13 protein-coding genes are annotated in these 18,267 nt (G+C 44.7%); 4 read left to right on the top strand and 9 right to left on the bottom strand.

Annotated elements, in window-relative coordinates; translation table 11 throughout:
- Window positions 1-62 precede the first annotated feature (62 nt).
- Together rimK and R7D93_RS10935 are read right to left on the bottom strand one after the other, a co-directional pair.
- On the bottom strand, window positions 63-968 hold the full coding sequence (gene rimK / locus R7D93_RS10940) for a 30S ribosomal protein S6--L-glutamate ligase (protein WP_005374224.1): 906 nt from the start codon (window positions 966-968) through the stop codon (window positions 63-65).
- Window positions 969-1,297: 329 nt separating this feature from the next.
- Window positions 1,298-1,912, bottom strand: a complete 615-nt coding sequence (locus R7D93_RS10935; protein ID WP_025768062.1) for a TetR/AcrR family transcriptional regulator — start codon at window positions 1,910-1,912, stop codon at window positions 1,298-1,300.
- Between the two features lie 155 nt (window positions 1,913-2,067).
- Here R7D93_RS10935 and R7D93_RS10930 point away from each other — a divergent pair, with 155 nt between their 5' ends.
- Both R7D93_RS10930 and R7D93_RS10925 read left to right on the top strand, forming a co-directional pair.
- Window positions 2,068-3,081 (top strand): MBL fold metallo-hydrolase, encoded by a 1,014-nt coding sequence (locus tag R7D93_RS10930; RefSeq protein WP_213906714.1) that lies wholly within the window; start codon window positions 2,068-2,070, stop codon window positions 3,079-3,081.
- Between the two features lie 82 nt (window positions 3,082-3,163).
- On the top strand, window positions 3,164-3,508 hold the full coding sequence (locus R7D93_RS10925) for a DUF5329 family protein (protein WP_005374212.1): 345 nt from the start codon (window positions 3,164-3,166) through the stop codon (window positions 3,506-3,508).
- On the opposite strand, the gene R7D93_RS10920 is transcribed toward R7D93_RS10925, so the two are convergent.
- Together R7D93_RS10920 and R7D93_RS10915 are read right to left on the bottom strand one after the other, a co-directional pair.
- Window positions 3,476-4,375 (bottom strand): LysR family transcriptional regulator, encoded by a 900-nt coding sequence (locus R7D93_RS10920; RefSeq protein WP_017635526.1) that lies wholly within the window; start codon window positions 4,373-4,375, stop codon window positions 3,476-3,478. The two genes, R7D93_RS10925 and R7D93_RS10920, sit on opposite strands and share 33 nt — an antisense overlap.
- Before the next feature lie 1,332 nt (window positions 4,376-5,707).
- Window positions 5,708-6,046: a YggL family protein gene (locus R7D93_RS10915; RefSeq protein WP_005374208.1), complete on the bottom strand. Its 339-nt coding sequence runs from the start codon at window positions 6,044-6,046 to the stop codon at window positions 5,708-5,710.
- 266 nt (window positions 6,047-6,312) lie between these two features.
- Between R7D93_RS10915 and R7D93_RS10910 the strand changes: the two genes are divergently transcribed.
- Window positions 6,313-8,349, top strand: coding sequence for a PhoX family protein (locus R7D93_RS10910; protein WP_085344217.1), 2,037 nt, complete (start codon window positions 6,313-6,315; stop codon window positions 8,347-8,349).
- Window positions 8,350-8,448: 99 nt separating this feature from the next.
- On the opposite strand, the gene R7D93_RS10905 is transcribed toward R7D93_RS10910, so the two are convergent.
- From R7D93_RS10905 to R7D93_RS10895, 3 genes are all read right to left on the bottom strand, one after another.
- Window positions 8,449-9,840: a glycoside hydrolase family 1 protein gene (locus R7D93_RS10905; protein ID WP_225496538.1), complete on the bottom strand. Its 1,392-nt coding sequence runs from the start codon at window positions 9,838-9,840 to the stop codon at window positions 8,449-8,451.
- A gap of 191 nt (window positions 9,841-10,031) precedes the next feature.
- A complete protein-coding gene (locus R7D93_RS10900; protein WP_213867530.1) occupies window positions 10,032-11,159 on the bottom strand; it encodes a conjugal transfer protein TraF in 1,128 nt (375 codons plus the stop codon).
- Window positions 11,160-11,372: 213 nt separating this feature from the next.
- Complete coding sequence (locus R7D93_RS10895) at window positions 11,373-13,445, bottom strand: sensor histidine kinase (RefSeq protein ID WP_225496536.1); 2,073 nt, start codon at window positions 13,443-13,445, stop codon at window positions 11,373-11,375.
- Between the two features lie 178 nt (window positions 13,446-13,623).
- On the opposite strand from R7D93_RS10895, the gene R7D93_RS10890 reads away from it, so the two are divergent.
- On the top strand, window positions 13,624-14,973 hold the full coding sequence (locus R7D93_RS10890) for a sigma-54-dependent transcriptional regulator (protein ID WP_005384179.1): 1,350 nt from the start codon (window positions 13,624-13,626) through the stop codon (window positions 14,971-14,973).
- A gap of 43 nt (window positions 14,974-15,016) precedes the next feature.
- Here the strand turns inward: R7D93_RS10890 and R7D93_RS10885 are convergent, their stop codons facing one another.
- Complete coding sequence (locus R7D93_RS10885) at window positions 15,017-16,225, bottom strand: GGDEF domain-containing protein (protein WP_154204156.1); 1,209 nt, start codon at window positions 16,223-16,225, stop codon at window positions 15,017-15,019.
- A gap of 103 nt (window positions 16,226-16,328) precedes the next feature.
- Window positions 16,329-17,639, bottom strand: coding sequence for a branched-chain amino acid transport system II carrier protein (brnQ, locus tag R7D93_RS10880; RefSeq protein WP_213867532.1), 1,311 nt, complete (start codon window positions 17,637-17,639; stop codon window positions 16,329-16,331).
- Between the last annotated feature and the right edge of the window lie 628 nt (window positions 17,640-18,267).

Genomic DNA, 18,267 nt, shown 5'->3' with positions numbered 1-18,267 from the left:
GTCATCCTAGCGACGAGTAACAAGAGAGCCGGTTTTTGGCTCTCTTGTGCGTTAAACAAAAATCAACCTTTACCGCGAGTACGGTTTGAATTTGGCTTAGCGTTTTTCTCGATAAAATCGAAGATCATACCTGCAATGTTTTTACCCGTTGCTAGTTCGATGCCTTCTAGACCAGGGGAAGAGTTCACTTCCATTACCACTGGGCCATTTTTAGATTGAAGGATATCCACACCACAAAGGTTCAAGCCCATCACTTTCGCTGCATTTACAGCGGTCGCACGCTCTTCTTTGCTCAAACGCACGAGTTGTGCAGAGCCACCACGGTGAAGGTTAGAACGGAATTCGCCTTCTTTTGCTTGGCGCTTCATTGCGGCAATCACCTTATTTCCGACAACAAAACAACGGATGTCCGCGCCTTTTGCTTCTTCGATAAATTCTTGCACCATGATGTTAGCTTTCAAACCCATGAAAGCTTCAATCACGCTTTCTGCCGCTTTATTTGTTTCAGCAAGTACAACACCAATGCCTTGAGTGCCTTCTAGCAATTTAATCACTAGAGGTGCGCCACCAACGTTTTTGATCACGTCCTGAATGTTGTCAGGATGGTGAGCAAAGCCAGTGCGTGGCAAACCGATGCCTTTACGTGATAGCAGTTGTAATGAGCGCAATTTGTCACGAGAGCGGCTGATCGCGACAGATTCGTTGACACAAAATGTACCCATCATTTCAAACTGACGTACAACAGCAGTGCCGTAAAACGTAATAGATGCCCCAATACGCGGAATAACAGCATCGTATTGCGGTAATTCTTCACCCTTGTAGCGGATCTTAGGGTTGTTGCTCGTAATGTCCATATAACAGTGAAGCGTGTCGATCACATCGATTTGATGCCCACGTTCTTCACCCGCCTGTTTTAGGCGCATGGTTGAATATAAATTCTCATTACGAGAGAGAATAGCAATACGCATGGCAATTCCTTAGTAAGTCAGTACCAAATTAAAATATAAGTATAGAGCATAGAATGCAGTAGGCAGGTGATCATGTTATGACATAACCTACTTACTTCAACGATTTAGAATTGTGGTTGAACAACCACGTCGTCAGAGGTGCGCACCTTAGGGCGTTTTTTTGTGAGATGAAAACGAAAAAGCATCGTCGACACGACAAAAATATTTTATCGAACGCTCACGCCTTGCGGTATGAGACTGTCAAGGGTGAGATAAATAAAATTGAGCAAAAATTTCATCGCTTTGTCACGAATTATCGCTTAAAAAAGCGGCCAATTTGACCGCTGTTTTTAGCTGTTTTGATAGTGACTTAAAAAAAGTTCCGCCGTTTGGGTAGCTAACAGCCTAGATTCTTCATTCGACAAAGAGGGGCGAATTCCCATTAACTGCGGCCAGAATGCACTGCCTTTAAGTAAGTTGTGCAATTGAGTGCTTGCTATATGTACATCATCAATTTGCAAAGCGCCACTGTTCGATTTCTCAGTAAGCCAGCGGTACAGGGCGGTTTCCTGTTTCGACATTTGTTCTGCTTGTTCTTTGAGATCTTCCGGCTTAAATAAGAAGTGCCCAAATGCCACTTTTGCCAGCTCAATATAGTTTGGTTCCGTCACCACAATGATCTCGCTGTAGAGTAATTCAATCAATTGATCTTTGAGTGGCAGAGTGGCCAAGCGTTTAATATCGCTTTCCATCATTGACGAACGCCAAAGCTCAGTCAGCAACTCCGTCACGATCGCTTCCTTAGAAGGGAAGTGATTATAGACCGTGCGCTTAGAGACTTGTGCGATTGCAGAGAGCTTATCCATGCTGGTGTTTTGCACCCCAAACTCTTGGAACGCTTGCCTTGCCGCGCACAAGATGGCTTCTCTTTTGGTTTCGCTACGACTTTTTCTTTTTACATTCATAAGCTTGCTAAGTTAAGAAGATCATTTCTTGATCTATTTTACACTAAGTAGTTTACTTTTGATAATTAGAATGTAAACTGCACCGTGTAGTTTACTTTTGTTCGGGTTAACTTTTTATGAAAAAAACTTTGCTAGCCACAGTAGGAGCGTTCGCGATGGGTACATCAATGATTTCTTGTTCTAATGTTGATACTGAAAAAGCGCCAACATACCCGGACAAATTTGCAAATACAGAGTTGGAATACAAAAGCGGTTTGGGCGACATGTTCGAAATCATGAAAGCGTATTTTACGACTGAGCGCCTTAACCCAACACCAACGATTGAAATTCCAGTGCATGCGATCACAGCGCAGCAGCTGTTAGAAGAGCAAGATGACGTCATCTATCGTCTGGGTCACTCAAGCGTATTAATGAAGCTCGATGGAAAACTGGTGATGACCGACCCTGTATTCAGTGATCGCGCGTCTCCTGTACAATGGGCAGGGCCAAAACGCTTTCACCAAACCCCCATCACGATAGAAGATTTGCCAACTATCGATGTGGTGGTGATCAGTCATGACCATTACGATCACCTAGATAAAGCTTCTATTAAAGTGCTAGGCGACAAGGTGGGCACTTTCTTGGTGCCGTTAAAAGTTGGCCAATTACTGGTGAATTGGGGTGTGCCGAAGGAGAAAGTGATCGAGCTAGATTGGTGGGAGTCACATTCTGTCGACGGCATTGAATATACATTGACTCCGACTCAGCATTTCTCCGGTCGAGGTTTGACAGACCGCGATACGACACTGTGGGGCAGTTGGGTTATTAATGCACAACAACACAAAGTGTTCTTCAGTGGTGACTCTGGTTACTTCAATGGCTTTAAAGAGATTGGTGAAAAGTACGGTCCGTTTGACTTCACTATGATCGAAACCGGCGCATACAATGAACTTTGGTCAGACATTCACATGTTCCCAGAGCAAAGCGTTCAAGCACACATTGATGTGCAGGGCAAAGTGATGATGCCAATTCACAACAGTACGTTTGATTTATCGATGCATGATTGGAATGAGCCGATGCAACGTGCGTTAGACATCAGTGAAGAGCGCGGTGTAACGTTAGTGAGCCCTGAGATTGGTCAACGCTTGGCGATTGCGGAGCCTCAGCCTGCGAAGGCATGGTGGCAATAATTGCTGAGCTAAGCAGCCAAACATCAGAATAGTTAAGTCACTTATTAGTAGTTACTTGGTCAGGGATAAGGATAAAGGTGCGATGAAAGCAAAGTGGACGTTGTTACTTACATTAAGCATTCTGCCTACCTTTGCACTAGCAGGAGTAGAGCAAGATATCTCGACGTTGATAACACGAGTTGAGCAATCCTCTTGCACCTTTATCCGCAACGGCAAGTCGTACACTAATCAAGAAGCAGCAGAACATATGCGCAATAAATGGGATTACGCCAAAGATGACGTTGATTCCGTGGATGTGTTTATAAAAGAAGTTGCGTCGAAAAGTTGGTTATCTGGCAAACCATATTGGGTGGATTGCCAAGAGGAACGCATTACCAGCGAAGAGTGGCTAACATCATTGATGCGCACCACCGATCACATCCAATAACACTTCTTTGATGGTCTGATAGCGCAGAGGTAGAGCACGACTGCGCTTACGAACCAGAAATAGCTCTTCACATACAGTGTTTTTCAGTTGAGCAATGTATAACGTGTCTTTTAGTGGAAAATTGTCGACCGCACTTTGAGGCAGCACGGTGAAGCCAAGTCCTTTGCTGACAGGCAGCAAAATTTGGCTCAATTGATTTACGTAGCCGGATAATGGTAAATCGCTCATCTTAATTTCTTGGAGCTGTGGTTCTTCACATTGGTCAAAAAACAGCGTCATGTAATGCTCGGCATCAGGGTGGCTAATGACACCACAGTCATGCAAGAGTTGTGGCGTTATCTGCTTATTTTGATAATGCTTTGGCAGAACCAAGCACAACCTCTCTTTACCAATTCGCTCACTGTGAAACAGACCTTTGTTGGGAACATCAGTCACGATACCAATATCGATGTGCCCTTGCGTTATGGCGTTGAGAATAGATTGATTTGGCGCGGCTTCTAAATGTAACGATAAGCTCGGGTGCTGTTTTTGCTTCTCCAAAATGGGCCCATACAACATTAACGCCATTGCACCAGAACAAGCCAGTTTACAGTGGCCTGAAAACGCATCATCAAAACTGAGCTCTTCGAGCAGCTTCTTCTCTCTATCTTCTAACTCGAGCGCATATGCGTAGACAATCCTGCCTTGCTCGGTTAATTCGAAGCTTTTGTTTTCGCGCTTGATCAAGGCATGCTGACAGCTTTGCTCTAGTTTTTTGATGTGTTGGCTGACGCCAGGCTGAGTCATAAAAAGTTTTTCTGCCGTTTGCGTAAAATGACCGACTTCAATCAATGTCTTAAATGTATGTAACCAAACAGGATTAAGCATAGTGTGTGATTTTCTGAGAGCTTTGTTGGGAGACGTAAAGAAAATGATAGCACGGTGTTTTATGAAAACAGAGAAGACTTAAACGATAAAAGATGAATCGTTATCAATACATTACAGACAAAATAAAACCCCGCCTGGTTTCCCAGACGGGGCTTATTCTTTTTCGCAGCAATCCAGCTACTAATAGGTGCTCCCTGCATCTATCCTTGATTGTGGCTAAGTCCTTTAACCGAGTTCCTTGTTCATCGCCTTCCTAGCGGTGTCCATTCTTGCCTATCATCCTGACGGGCGAACTCTATCCTAGAGCTTAACTACATCCTTGCTGACAACTCATCCTAAGTTATCAAATCTTCATCCTGAAGATACCCAATCCTTTAGGCTTTTTTCCTGTTCCCGCCAACATCCTGTCGACAAATTGAGTATTGATGTTTTGCTGATTTGACTCAATTAACTTTTCTAAATTATTTTTACTTATTATTTTAAGTGAATTTAAATATTACTTTTAAATCATATATTTAATGTTTTTTCTGGCATTGCTCTTAGAGGTGATTAATCTATTTGCTTACAACTCTTGTAAGAGATCTCGCACAAGTTTGGTGGTGAATGTATTAATGTGCGCTTTTTGTTCCGAGTTCTGTGGATTGAACTGGATCACAATGCGTTAAAAGGGAGACGATAAAGATGAAAGTGAATTGATCTTGAGTAGAGATTTGTTTGAAAAGAAATAAAAATTCTTGCGGTTTTTATAAACAGTATGGTAAATCTGAAATGCCCACCTTGTTAATCCTTATTAAGATTCAATGACAGTATAAGTAGGGAACTTGATTGCCATTTTTCTGTCATATCTGGTGAGTAAGTTAACCGTGTCAGATAGATAATATGCCGTTTGCCAGTAAAAACAGGCTGCAAGAAACCGGTAATTATCATTATGTTGTGAAATTGGTCACGGTTAAATGATTGATTCCCTTATAGATTGAAGGGGATACGACCTTAGACAATAAGCTCCATGAGGAGCGTTACTTATATAAGATGAGGGACTTTACTATGAAAAAGACTAGAAGAGCTCAGCTACATCGTGTGCGTATTCAATACTGGAAAGACACGAAAGACGCCCCAGCTAAAAAATCATAGTTAATTATACCTAAAGGCACGAGCTGGCTGTGGAACGCAGTTTCCCGTTGATTGCCAGCTCAAAAACGCCACAATCACTCCGCGCAACTTCCCAAGCTCCCTATTTTTAATATCGCATTCTTCCAAAAATAAAAAAGCCAGTCTTAAGACCAGCTTTCTCTACCATTTACTGAGCTCTGCGTATTACAGGTTGCCCTTTAGTTACAGGTAGTTGGCGTCAACTAGTTCGCCCGCTTGCGCGCTTTTCACTTCTGGGCGTGCTTCTAACCATTTGATAACTTGCGCTTTCTGTTCTTCAGTCGCACTGCCGTAACGGTCAGTAGAACATAGGAAGCCTTCAAACAGTTCTAGACCACCGCCACCGAAGCAAAGACCAAGCTCGTCAATGTAGTCGATAAAGTCATCAACGAATGCATCGTAACGGTCGAAGTCGTTAATGTCTGTTTCACAGCTGATCTCGAAACCTAGGATTGCGAACTCACCTAAGAACAGCTTTTTACGGATACGACGGCTCTTGTTATCGATCTTGTCTAATTTCATGATTATCTCTCGTAGATGATTTGATTTCGTACACCTTATACCTTCTATCACACTTTAGCCCAAGTAAAATCAGAATGAAGCGATACAGTTGGTGATTATGTGACCAGAATTTAATTGCTTCGTTAGCTGTGCTGGTTGGTTTGCAGTATTGTTGAAACACAAGTTTCATATGTTTTAAGCACTTTTGTCATTTTTCTTATCCAAACTTCTTGCCGTTCAACTAATCACTTATTTATTAATTAAACTATAAGATCGGGAAAGTAAAAATGAGCAAGGAAACCTTTGACGCGACGCGTTATAACCAAAGTGAAAACAAACCATTTGAAGAAGTATTAGAAGCGAGCCTATCTCGACGCAGCATTCTGAAAGGTGGTTTAGGTATCAGTGCGATGACAGCGTTTGGTGCTTTCGGATTGGCTGGTTGTAACTCGTCTGACTCAGGGAGTACAGTAAGCAGTGGTTCGGGCGCATCTAAAGCCGTTCTTAACTTTGAATCTATCCCTGGCTCACTCACTGACGCAGTTTCAATTCCACAAGGCTACACCGCACAAGTACTAGTACCTTGGGGAACACCACTTAATGCACAAGGCAGCGCATGGCAAAATGATGGTACCAACACCAGTACCGATCAGTTAAATGCGCTAGGCATGCACCATGACGGCATGCATTTTTTCCCATTGAACGATAGCACTACAGATGGCTTGCTATGTATTAACCACGAGTACATCGACACATCAGCACTGCATCCAAACGGTCCGACGGTTGAAAATGGCGTACGTACCATTGTAGATGAAGTGCGTAAAGAGATTAACGCGCACGGTGTGTCAGTGGTTCGCATTCAACTGGAAGACAACATGTGGAAGTTGGTTGATACCGATCCACTAAACCGTCGTTATACTGGTGCGACAGTCATGGATTTGTCTGGCCCGGTGGCCCACACATCTTTAACTGTCACTCGTTTCTCACCAGATGGCAGCCAAGCGCGTGGTACGTTAAACAACTGTGGCAACGGCTACACGCCGTGGGGCACGTACTTAACGTGTGAAGAGAACTGGCCAGGTTACTTTGTTAATGCCGGGACTCGTACAGAAGAGCAAGATCGCATTGGTGTCGATGATCAAAGTACACGCTACTTGTGGGAGACATTAGCAGGAAATGCAGAAGAGCGTCTTGATGAGTTCTCTCGCTTTAATGTGGCTCCAACAGGAGCAAGTGCGATGGATGATTACCGTAATGAAGCCAATGGTCACGGTTACATTGTCGAGATTGACCCTTACACGCAAAACTCACGTGCGAAGAAACGTACTGCGCTAGGTCGTTTCCGTCACGAGGGCTGTACTTTCGGTAAGCTTGAAGAAGGCAAACCAGTGGTATTTTATTCTGGTCACGATTCTCGCTTTGAATACCTATACAAATTTGAATCTGCGGCAGCGTGGGATCCAGCAGATGCTAACCCTGATAATCGCTTGGCGATGGGTGACAAGTACATGGACGAAGGCACACTGTATGTGGCGCGCTTCAATGAAGACAGCACAGGTACTTGGTTACCATTAACGCTTGATAGCGTAACAACCGCTGGTGGTACGTTAGCGGAGCACTTTAACTCACTGGCTGAAATTATCATCAATACTGCTGGCGCGGCGGATTTAGTTGGGGCAACACCAATGGATCGACCAGAGTGGTGTACGGTTGATCCATTCACGGGTTCAGTATATTTAACATTGACGAACAATACGCGCCGTACAGATGAAACCAATCCTGCGAATCCACGTTTGAATAACAAGTTTGGTCATGTTATTCGTTGGGATGAAGGTGCTTCAGCAACTGACTTTACTTGGGATATCTTTGTCTTCGGTTCGCCAGCAAATGGTGATGCAGATACCAACCGTTCTGGCTTGAATGAGCTAAACCAGTTTGCGAGCCCAGACGGATTAGCGTTTGATGGCCGTGGTATTTTGTGGATTCAGACTGATAACGGCGCAGATGAAGTCACGTCTTACACCAATGATCAAATGTTGGCTGTTGTTCCATCTAAGCTAACAGATGAGAATGGTGATCAAGCTGTGATTGGTGCGGATAATCAAGCTGAATTGAAACGCTTCTTTGTCGGACCAAATGGTTGTGAAGTAACAGGCTTTACCATCAGCCCTGATTACAAATCATTGTTTGTGAATATTCAGCACCCAGGTAACTGGCCATACAGTGAAGATGCAGCCGAAGAAACGCCTGCTGGTGTTTCTGTGCGCCCACGAGCGGCGACAGTGGTTATTCGCCGTGAAGACGGTGGAGAGATTGCAGTTTAATCTCTAAATGAATAAACACCTTAAAATTCAAGCCCTGCAATTGCAGGGCTTGATGGTTTAGGCGAATGCCTAGTTGCACTTTGTACCTAGACAACAGGCTTAGCTTTTCAATGAACCGCCTGAAGTACGAATCACGTCTTGATACCAGAAAAAGCTTTTCTTACGTTTACGTTCTAGCGTTCCTTGCCCATCATCATGACGATCGACATAGATAAAGCCGTAACGTTTGCTCATCTCAGCGGTTGAATTCGCGACCAAATCGATTGGCCCCCAGCTGGTAAAGCCCATCAACTCAACGCCATCCAGAATCGCTTCGTGTGCTTGCACAAGGTGGTCGTTCAAGTAAGCGATGCGGTAATCATCTTGAATCTCACCGTTTTCATCGATTTCATCACGTGCACCTAAGCCGTTTTCTACGACAAACAGTGGTTTTTGGTAGCGATCGTGAAGGAAGTTCAGCAGAATGCGCAGGCCTTTTGGATCGATCAACCAACCCCACTGGCTCTTTTCAAGGTATGGGTTTGGTACGCTATCGACAATGTTACCCACTTCCTTCTGTTTCGGATCCGCACTTGCACAGCCACTTGCGTAGTAGCTGAATGAGATGAAATCGACACTTGCCGATGCAATTTCTTCTAAGTCGCCTGCTTCCATCTGAATTTCGATGCCGTTTTCACGGAAGTAACGCTTCATGTAGCCAGGGTACTGACCACGTGTTTGCACATCACCGAAGAACAACCACTTGTTGTTTTCATGCATGGCAGCAAGCACGTCATCAGGGTTACAGGTGTATGGGTAGTTGATTGCGCCAAGCAGCATGTTACCAATCTTGCCGTTTGGTACGATTTTCTGACACAGTTTTACCGCTTTTGCGTTTGCGACTAGCTGGTGGTGAATCGCTTGGTAAATCTCTTGTTCATTGGCGTCTTCTTGCAAACCAACACCAGTAAATGGTGCGTGTAGAGACATGTTGATTTCGTTGAACGTTAACCACAGCTTCACTTTGTCTTTGTAGCGTTCCAGCACTGTGCGAGCATAACGTTCGAAGAATTCGATGACGCGACGATCGCCCCAACCGCCATAGTTTTCAACCAGTGCGTAAGGCATTTCGTAGTGAGATAAGGTCACGAAAGGTTGGATGTTGTGCTCGGCAAGTTCGTCAAAAATTTTATCGTAGAACGCCAAACCTTCTTCGTTCGGTTCTAACTCGTCCCCGTTCGGGAAGATGCGGCTCCAAGCTAAAGATAGGCGCAGACAGTTAAAGCCCATCTCTTTGAACAGCGCGATGTCTTCTGGGTAGCGATTGTAGAAGTCGATCGCCACGTCTTTGATACCCGGTGTACGCTCTTCACGGGTTTGATGCGGACTCAAAATACCGTTTGGCAGCATGTCTGATGTCGATAACCCTTTACCCCCAAGGTTGTACGCCCCTTCTACTTGGTTTGCAGCAATGGCACCACCCCAAAGAAAATGTTCAGGAAACTTAATCATGTTTCTCACTCTTTATATTTAGGAAATGTTTGTGGATTTATTGCTTGAGAATAGTGTAGGAGACACCTCGATACTTGTATCGAGATCGTATTTTTATCAGTTCATCACCAAACGTCAGTAATGATAAACATTGATATATAGGATGGTTGTTAACAATGCCAACCTAAGTGAATTTAGATTGGCATTCATATTCAAAACGTAAATGCTAAATTCGCCGCCGCGCCAAACTGGTTATCGCCAGCGTAAGAGCCAGCGAGGTCTAAACTGATCACATCAAAAGGACTGATGCCAATGCCACCTGTCACTGAGTTATCGAGATTATTTTCTAGGTCAATTTCATAACCAGCGCGAAGTTGTGCCCACCCCCAAGCATTCCCCTCGATACCGACACGAATAAACTGAGTGTCATCGTCGAGCTCTTTAAAGCGCTTTTGTTTGGTGAGATCGGCGTCTAAGCTCAGAGCTACATAGTTCCCGACATAACCGATGCCAACTGTCGCTTGTGGTGTGAGTTCGTAGGTATAGTTGCCCAGTTTTGTTTCAATATCTTGCTCGAAGACGTCTTTTAATGAAAGGCCTGCTCTAAATGCGTTGTGATACCAAGCGACCCCAAGATCCATATTGAAAGTATTCTTTGATACTTCACTTTTGTCGTAATCCTCGATATCAAAGTCGTCTAGTGTTGTACGTTGTGTGTAGGTTTTAAGTTGTTGGTATTTTGGTGTAATACCAAATGCGAATTGTTGTTCGCCTATAGTGTAAGCACGAGATAGAGCAATACCATATTCCACATTACCGAAAGCAGTTAGGTTAACGGCAGAATTGAGGTATCGATCTGCGGTGTTTGTTGAATCTGAGATATCGGGTGCAGCAAGTATCTCCACATAACCAGTGCTAAACAGGTTTACAGACATGTAGCGCGTCGGAATAGCAATTGCGAGGCTTAGCCCTCCGTTAATGACAACTGGGACGCTCTTATCCAACTGATCGAGGAGGCGATTAAGCTCGGCCTCGTTCGCTGGAGTAGGAATGCCCTGAATACTATCATAAAGGTCTTGGGCGTCATCTACGGCTGACAACGCTTCATCCTCGTCGTGGATATTGACCCCGACAGCCGGAATGAGCAGACCGATATCATCATTTTCTCGATATAGGGCACCCAAGGCTGGGTTATGTAGGGGCGCGGTCAAATAGTCAGCAGAAACGACGCCTGTATTTCCCATACCATGACTTCGAGCGTCGGCAGCGTAAGGTGCAGAAAAAGCGTGAGGTGATAATATAAAAAGCGCTCCTGTTGCAGCTAAAGTTATTTTTCTCATAACGCATCCATTCTTACTTTTAAATAATTACTTATCATTAAATTAGACGGTGGGAGCTAAAACTGGTGTCAACCACCAAAAATTGTTCTGATGAATGGTATGTGGCGATTCATCAAGTTAAGCGTAGGTTAGGCAACTCGCTTTATAAAGTTGAACAGGATTTATATTGCTCTCTTATTGAGAGAAAAGGATTGAGAGATGGGAGAAGTTGGGTCAGCTTCGGTGAGGAGCGAGTTTAAATACTAAGATGAAGGACATTCCTTCAGTAGTGTTGAGCTGTGCGCTGACTTTCCCTTGCATATCACGCATATTGTTGGCCGTAATCGCTAAACCCAGCCCCAATCCTTCACCAATTTTCTTTGAGGTTTGGAAGGGTTCGAACATGGACTCAAGCATCTCATCTGACACGCCGCAGCCATTGTCACTGACGATCAGTTCGACCTGATTAACAGTTGGATTGACGATCAAGTTGAGCTGCGGGTTGGTGGTGTTGTTCATTGCGTCTAGCGCATTCGAGACAAGATTACCGAGCACCTGAAGCAGTCGTTGTTCTTCACCCATGATGTTAGGTAAGTCATGAGGAACCCGAACACGCACATCCACCTTATCTAATTGGGATTGATAGACGCGCAAGGTCTCTTCGAGTGCGGAGGTAAGAGAAATCGCTTGTAGGCTTTCTGGTTTGTTATAGGCGAACGTCTTTAACTGGCTGGTCATGCTTGCCATGCGATCAATCAGTTTCTGCACCAATACGTTGTTGGCTTTCATCATCTCGGTTTCGCCACGTTCTGCTAACAGTTCGTTTGTTGTGAGCAAGGTACGTAAGCCCGTCAGTGGCTGATTGAGCTCATGAGTAATCGCGCTCGACATGCGACCCAAGGCGGCCATTTTGCTCGATTCAATTAATTGGTTTTGCGCTTCTTTTAGCGCTTGAGTACGCTCTTCTACCCGTTGCGCCAGTTCTTGGTTGACCTGTTGCAGCGATTGCTCGGCTTTTTTCCGCTTACTGATGTCTATGATCGTCGCAAGGAAATACTGCTCGCCATGCCAAGGGAAACTGGTTAGCGAGAACAGGACAGGGAAGACGCTTCCGTCACTGCGTCTGGCAATGGTTTCGACCGTGCTGATCTCTGCGAGCTCTTTATGTTTAGGTAAGTCCTTGAGCAACTTAAGTGTGGTGGAATTAGGATTGCCTGCATCGAATAACTCCCAAGCAAAAGCGTGTCGATTGACGCTTTCTGGTAAACAGAACAAACGCTTCGCCATTGGGTTGAGATCGAACAGTTGTCCTTGTTCATCAATCAATAGCAAACCAACGTGGGTTTTATTGATCATCTGTTTCAAGCGGCGTTGAGACTCTTCCAACAGGGCTTGAATTCGCTGTTGATTGATGTGCTTTTGGCGACGTTGTAGACCAATGATGACGAGTAATATAACCAATAAGAGTAGCGCTGCTACGCTCCAACCAATTACGTTGATGGTTTGCTGAATCGGCTTAGAAGGGGTGAGGTAGCTTACGTACCAATTCAAATCATCCAATTTTACGGTGTGCGCAAAATAGCGTTGCTGATTGAGCGTCCACACACTGATATTGGTGTTGTCGTATAAGCGCTGCGTTTCTAACTGAACGGTGTTGCTCGGTTCGTTAAACCAGTCAGCGTTATAGAGCGAGCTGCTCGATAGGAAAAAGCGTTGCTGGCGATTTTGCAACGTAATGATGTCTTGGCTAGTAATAGTCTGTTCGGTCAATAAGCTGAGGTTGATTTGCACCACTACAATGCCTGCGATATCCAGACCGTCGTAGATAGGGGCTGCAAGATAATACAACGGGCTCGAACCTTTGGTTTTGTTCACCAAGGAAACACCGCCTCCTTGATTGTGAATTTGTTCCACAATGGCTTTTCGGTCAGACAGGCTAAAGCGCTTTTCGATCAAACTCGATACCAATACTTCGCCAGAGTTAGACAGGATTAGCCAACCTTCCGTATTGGCGGCTTTATCTAGCTGAGTCAGTTGGGTTTGCAATGGCTCGTAATAAGTCCGGTTTCCTTTCACAAACGCGATGGTTTCTGGGTTATTGGTGACGAGGTAAGGTAAGTGGTAGAAGCGTTTGAGTGCACGGCGAACTTCACCAATATAGTCGAGTAGTTTTTGTTGAGCTTCGGTTTGAGTTTGTACACTCAACCACTGACGGGCAACCTCTCTGCTGGCGCTATAGCAAGACAACATCAGCACTGCCGCAATTGCGACCACAAGCCATGTTTTGCCATTCCTTTTGCGCTGCATACCGACTCCATTCAGCTAGTGCGTTCTCACCAACAGTCATTAAAGAGTGCGCCTAACTGGTTGGATGTTAAAGACTTGTAAGCAAGAAGTGAGATCTAGCTCCTTTTCTCCTCAGTGGTTTTTGCTACCGTTAATAAAGATCGATTTCTTTCCCACCCCATAAAGCAGGCAGTAACTCATGGCTTTTGACGACATCCCTAAAATTGCACTTATCGAAGACGATGACATTGTTCGTCAGGCTACCAGTCAGTGGCTGCAACTCGCGGGGTTCGACGTGACCGCGTTTAGTTTGGGGGAGGAGGGCAAAGCCGCCATTCTTAGCCAAGAATTTGATGCGATTGTCAGTGATGTTCGCCTGCCGGACACCGACGGCTTGTCGATCCTAGAAAGCCTGATTGCCAATCACATTCCAACGCCGGTTATCTTGATCACCGGACATGGTGATGTCGATATGGCAGTTGGGGCGTTGCAAAACGGTGCGTTTGATTTTATCGAGAAACCTTTCCAACCTGAGCGCCTATCCCAGCGAGTGACCGATGCGGTCGAGAGTTATCGCGCACAAACGTCTACTCAAGATCGCCAAGAGTATCTATCTAGCGTTAGCGGCTTAGAAGAAATGCTGATTGGCCGAAGCCGAGTGATGCAACAGCTTAGAGAACAAGTAGCCAAGTTAGCACGCATTGATACTAACGTGATCATTTACGGCGAAACAGGTTGTGGTAAAGAGCTGGTGGCGACCAGTTTGCATAATGAAAGCCAACGCAGATCCTATCATTTTGTGCCAATCAACTGTGGCGCTATTCCTGAGAACCTGTTTGAAAGTGAGCTGTTTGGGCATGAAGCAGGGGCATTTACCGGAGCGGGTAAAAAGCGCATTGGTAAGTTGGAATACGCGGATAAAGGCACTTTATTCTTTGATGAAATCGAGAGTATGCCGCTGTCTATGCAGGTGAAAGTGTTGCGTTCATTGCAGGAACATACGGTTGAGCGTGTTGGGGGTAATCAGCAGATCTCGGTTGATTTGAGAGTGATCGCCGCCGCGAAAGAAGATCTCAATGATCATGACGAGTTTCGTCAGGATTTGTACTATCGTCTTAATGTGGCGCAGATCTATTTGCCACCGCTACGTGAGCGAGAAGAAGACGCGTTGATCTTGTTCGAACACTTTGCTCTGAAAAGTAACCCTGAGAGTCGTCCACTGAGTGAAGCTGATAGAAAAGCCATTCTTGCTTACGCTTGGCCCGGTAACGTGCGTGAGCTAAGGAATGTCGCGATGCGTTTTGCATTGGATGAAACCGTCTCCGTGATGGAAATTCTCTCCAGTCGACCATCCTCAACAACTGAAGAGACGCATGCGGGCGTGCCGTTGGCGATTCAGCTACATAACTTTGAACGTAAGGTGCTACATGATTCTTTAGTCAGGCATCATGGACGCATCAATGAGGTGATGCAGGAGTTGGATTTACCACGTCGAACCCTTAACCAAAAGATGCAGAAGTTTGGTTTGAATCGCTCCGACTATACTTAGTGCGATTTCTAGCTAATTCGAAATTACTGGCATAACAAACACGTTATGCGCTTTTGGCTGGAGCTGGGACAAACTTATAATTTAGGTCTTTCCCTTCTCCAAACAAGGTAACGAGGTTCCTTCCAGTATGTTTAGAGCTATATAGCGCTTCGTCTGCTTCAGCAAGCGCCTCTTGAAGTGATTGCCCCTCAGATAACTGACTGATACCAAAGCTCATGGTCACTTCAGTTTTAAATGATTGCAAAGCGGTTTCAGTTTCGACCGCAAGGCGAATTTGCTCTGCGAAAATTTTGGCTTGCTGTGCTTTTTCGAGCAAAACAATCATGAACTCGTCACCACCAAATCGCACAATGCAGGCTGACTCAGGAAGATGCTTTTTAAAAATAGTGGAGATCGTTGCCATGACGGAGTCGCCAACCGTGTGACCATAGTGATCATTAATCGCTTTGAACTTGTCGACATCAGTCATAATAATGCTGATTGCTTGGCTTTTTTTATGTGCTTTACTAACCAAGTTTGGAACGATTTCTTCCATGGCTCGACGATTATATAGCCCTGTGAGTGCATCTAAATGAGAGAGATCATTAATGGATTGCACCAAGCGTCCGTTAATTAACCACAGCATACTAAAGCTCAAAGCAACGATCAGGCAGATGCTAAATAAGAAAGTCAGCTGATGGATAAGGCCTGCGACCATAAAGCTTGGTAACTCACCTGAAAAAGTACTCCAAAGCGCCCTAAATCCCATAAAAAAACTAAATCCAAAGAAAGAGTAAGCCATTGCTTTAACAGGGAGCTTTAAGTCCTTTTGGGTACCTTTAAGCATAGCGACACCACTAAAGAAGGTGACGATACAAATATACATGCTCAGATAAATAATGCGGCTTTTGATAGAAGGATCATGGAAGGTGAAATAGTAAAATGAACCACTGAAAACAGGTGTTAACAAGGTGAGACAGTGAGCCAATTTTAAAGGGTATTGACGAAAAATGCTTACGCTATATAGCGTAAGCAAGAAGCCGACTAATATGAGAGTGTTGGCTATGACGATGGTCAGCCAGTCTGGCGCAGAGCCCCTAAAGCCAAGTAAAAAAGGGCCTAAACCAATGAACAGTAGTGATATCGAGAAGGTTTTTAAGCCTTTGACTCTACCCTGAGTGTATTGATAACAAAGCAGACTAATAGAGTAAATGCAAGAGAACAGAATAACGATAAAGTTCAGTGTTCTGATGTCTAGATACTGATTATCCATAGGCGACCCATATCAATCTTTCATTCAGGCAACTCCTTTGCCTGATATCAATAAGCGAGCTACATAGTAACGCACTTATTGAGCGATGTCTTATGTTAAACGGCTATTCATTCACCAGCTCGAATTGTTCGGTTTGGTTGGTTTTCGTCGTAAACAGCAGACCAACAATCATCATAAATACGCTAGGCACAATCCAGCTAGCAAAGTCATTGTACAGAGGCATGTAATTACCCATCCACTCATCAGTGGAACTTGGCATGTAACCTAGGATGTGCAGCGCATCAACACAACCAAACATTAGAGCAGTGAACGCGGTTGCGACGACCATGATTTGCGACATCTTGTTACGCACTGGTGCCATGATCATCAACGCAATCGCTACTGGGTGAAGCGCCACAACCGCTGGTAATGTGATAGCCAATAGTTGCTCTAGACCTACGTTGGCGATCAAACCAGCCAATACCATGGTCGTGATAACGCAGCCTTTGTAGTTCACTTTGCTGAAAGTGTTGTCGTAGAACTCACTGCCTGCGGTGGTTACGCCGATAGCAGTAGTCAAACACGCCAATACCATCACGGCACCTAGTAATAGTGAACCAAATGCGCCGAAGTGGCTGAAGGTGAATGCCGTTAAAATGTCGCCACCATTGCTGAACTCAGAACCCAAGTATGAGCTTGTCGAGCCAATATAAGCCAATGAGATGTAAACAAATGCCATGGCAACCGCGTACATTAAAGCAGCAATTAGTGTGTATTTTGCAGTGGCTTTCGGACAATCCACACCCATACTGCGAATCGCGCGAAAGATGATCCAACCAAAACCGATAGAACCTAGCGCATCCATGGTCATGTAGCCTTGGGTTAAGCCTTCAGCAAATGCACCAGATACGTATGGTCCTGTTGCGGTAGTTAGCTCACCTGCAGGAGAAATCAAAGCAGTCACAGACATTATGATCAAGATACCCATCAAGGCAGGCGTTAAGATCTTACCTAGGTTGTCGACCAACTTACCCGGATATAGCGCAAACAAAATGGTGATAGCACAGAAGGCAATAGTGAAAGGAACCAAAGCTGCATCACCAAACATTGGCGCAAAGCTGAATTGGTAAGCCACGGTAATCGCACGTGGGATTACGAACGCAGGGCCAATCACAATAAATACCATCACCCAAAAACTGGTCGCCAAAGGTTTAGGTAGGGCGGCGGTTAATTTGTCTGAACCGTTTACGATAGCCACCATCACCAGTGCCATCGCAGGCAGACCTACACCCGTCAAGAGGAAGCCAGACATCCCGCTCAGAAAGTTTTCACCTGCTTGGTAACCCAAAAATGGAGGGAAGATCAGGTTACCCGCGCCTAAGTACATGGCGAAAGTCATGAAGCCCAAAGCGGCGATATTGCGTGCGCTTAACATTGTTATTCCTCTTATGTTTCGCTTGGAAGAAACTGAAAGGAATGGGGGAGTATGTGGTGTTCCCGTCAGCTTCTTCTCAAGCTGACAGAAAGTTTAGATATAGCCTGTCAGCTCTGAATCAGTTCCAGAGAGAGCAGGAGGATCGCAGCAGCAACGCCAGATGGGCGTTTTAAAGCGAATTGTAATTGCGCAGTTGCTGACATGGGTGATCCTTAAAGACGAAAAATACCAAGGAATACGTTTGCCTTGGCGTGTTGTTACCCTAACGAACATAGGGCCATTGGCACAACCCCGAAGTAGAAAATAAGTTGATACGGTCAATGTTTATTTCTGAACTGGTAGATCGAGCTGCTTTTTAAATTAAAAATTAGAATAAATGACTTTTCATTTTTGTAACATGGCTTTCTTTGCTGTATTTTTGTGCTATTTGTAGTCGTTTAGGCTATAAACCTCAGCTGATAAATTGAGCAGTTTAGAATGATGCGCTTTTTCTTCTTATTGTTAAGATTCTCATTAGTTGCAATTCAATCCAAAATTGCATCGGCAAAATATTGCTTATTAGTGAATCGTGCATTTATTTTGTCTTGATCACATTTTATTAACCTTTTGCGATCTAGGCGTGCAACCT

Origin of the sequence: Vibrio sp. YT-15 (assembly GCF_033337445.1) — a bacterium.
GTDB lineage: Bacteria > Pseudomonadota > Gammaproteobacteria > Enterobacterales > Vibrionaceae > Vibrio > Vibrio alginolyticus.
Note: the sequence above shows the minus strand (reverse complement) of the source record. Positions and strands in the feature narration are given on the sequence as shown.

Coding starts and splice junctions, on each gene's coding strand:
- rimK (WP_005374224.1), bottom strand. CDS start 968: ATGCGTATTGCTATTCTCTCTCGTAATGAGAATTTATATTCAACCATG.
- R7D93_RS10935 (WP_025768062.1), bottom strand. CDS start 1,912: ATGAATGTAAAAAGAAAAAGTCGTAGCGAAACCAAAAGAGAAGCCATC.
- R7D93_RS10930 (WP_213906714.1), top strand. CDS start 2,068: ATGGGTACATCAATGATTTCTTGTTCTAATGTTGATACTGAAAAAGCG.
- R7D93_RS10925 (WP_005374212.1), top strand. CDS start 3,164: ATGAAAGCAAAGTGGACGTTGTTACTTACATTAAGCATTCTGCCTACC.
- R7D93_RS10920 (WP_017635526.1), bottom strand. CDS start 4,375: ATGCTTAATCCTGTTTGGTTACATACATTTAAGACATTGATTGAAGTC.
- R7D93_RS10915 (WP_005374208.1), bottom strand. CDS start 6,046: ATGAAATTAGACAAGATCGATAACAAGAGCCGTCGTATCCGTAAAAAG.
- R7D93_RS10910 (WP_085344217.1), top strand. CDS start 6,313: ATGAGCAAGGAAACCTTTGACGCGACGCGTTATAACCAAAGTGAAAAC.
- R7D93_RS10905 (WP_225496538.1), bottom strand. CDS start 9,840: ATGATTAAGTTTCCTGAACATTTTCTTTGGGGTGGTGCCATTGCTGCA.
- R7D93_RS10900 (WP_213867530.1), bottom strand. CDS start 11,159: ATGAGAAAAATAACTTTAGCTGCAACAGGAGCGCTTTTTATATTATCA.
- R7D93_RS10895 (WP_225496536.1), bottom strand. CDS start 13,445: ATGCAGCGCAAAAGGAATGGCAAAACATGGCTTGTGGTCGCAATTGCG.
- R7D93_RS10890 (WP_005384179.1), top strand. CDS start 13,624: ATGGCTTTTGACGACATCCCTAAAATTGCACTTATCGAAGACGATGAC.
- R7D93_RS10885 (WP_154204156.1), bottom strand. CDS start 16,225: ATGGATAATCAGTATCTAGACATCAGAACACTGAACTTTATCGTTATT.
- brnQ (WP_213867532.1), bottom strand. CDS start 17,639: ATGTTAAGCGCACGCAATATCGCCGCTTTGGGCTTCATGACTTTCGCC.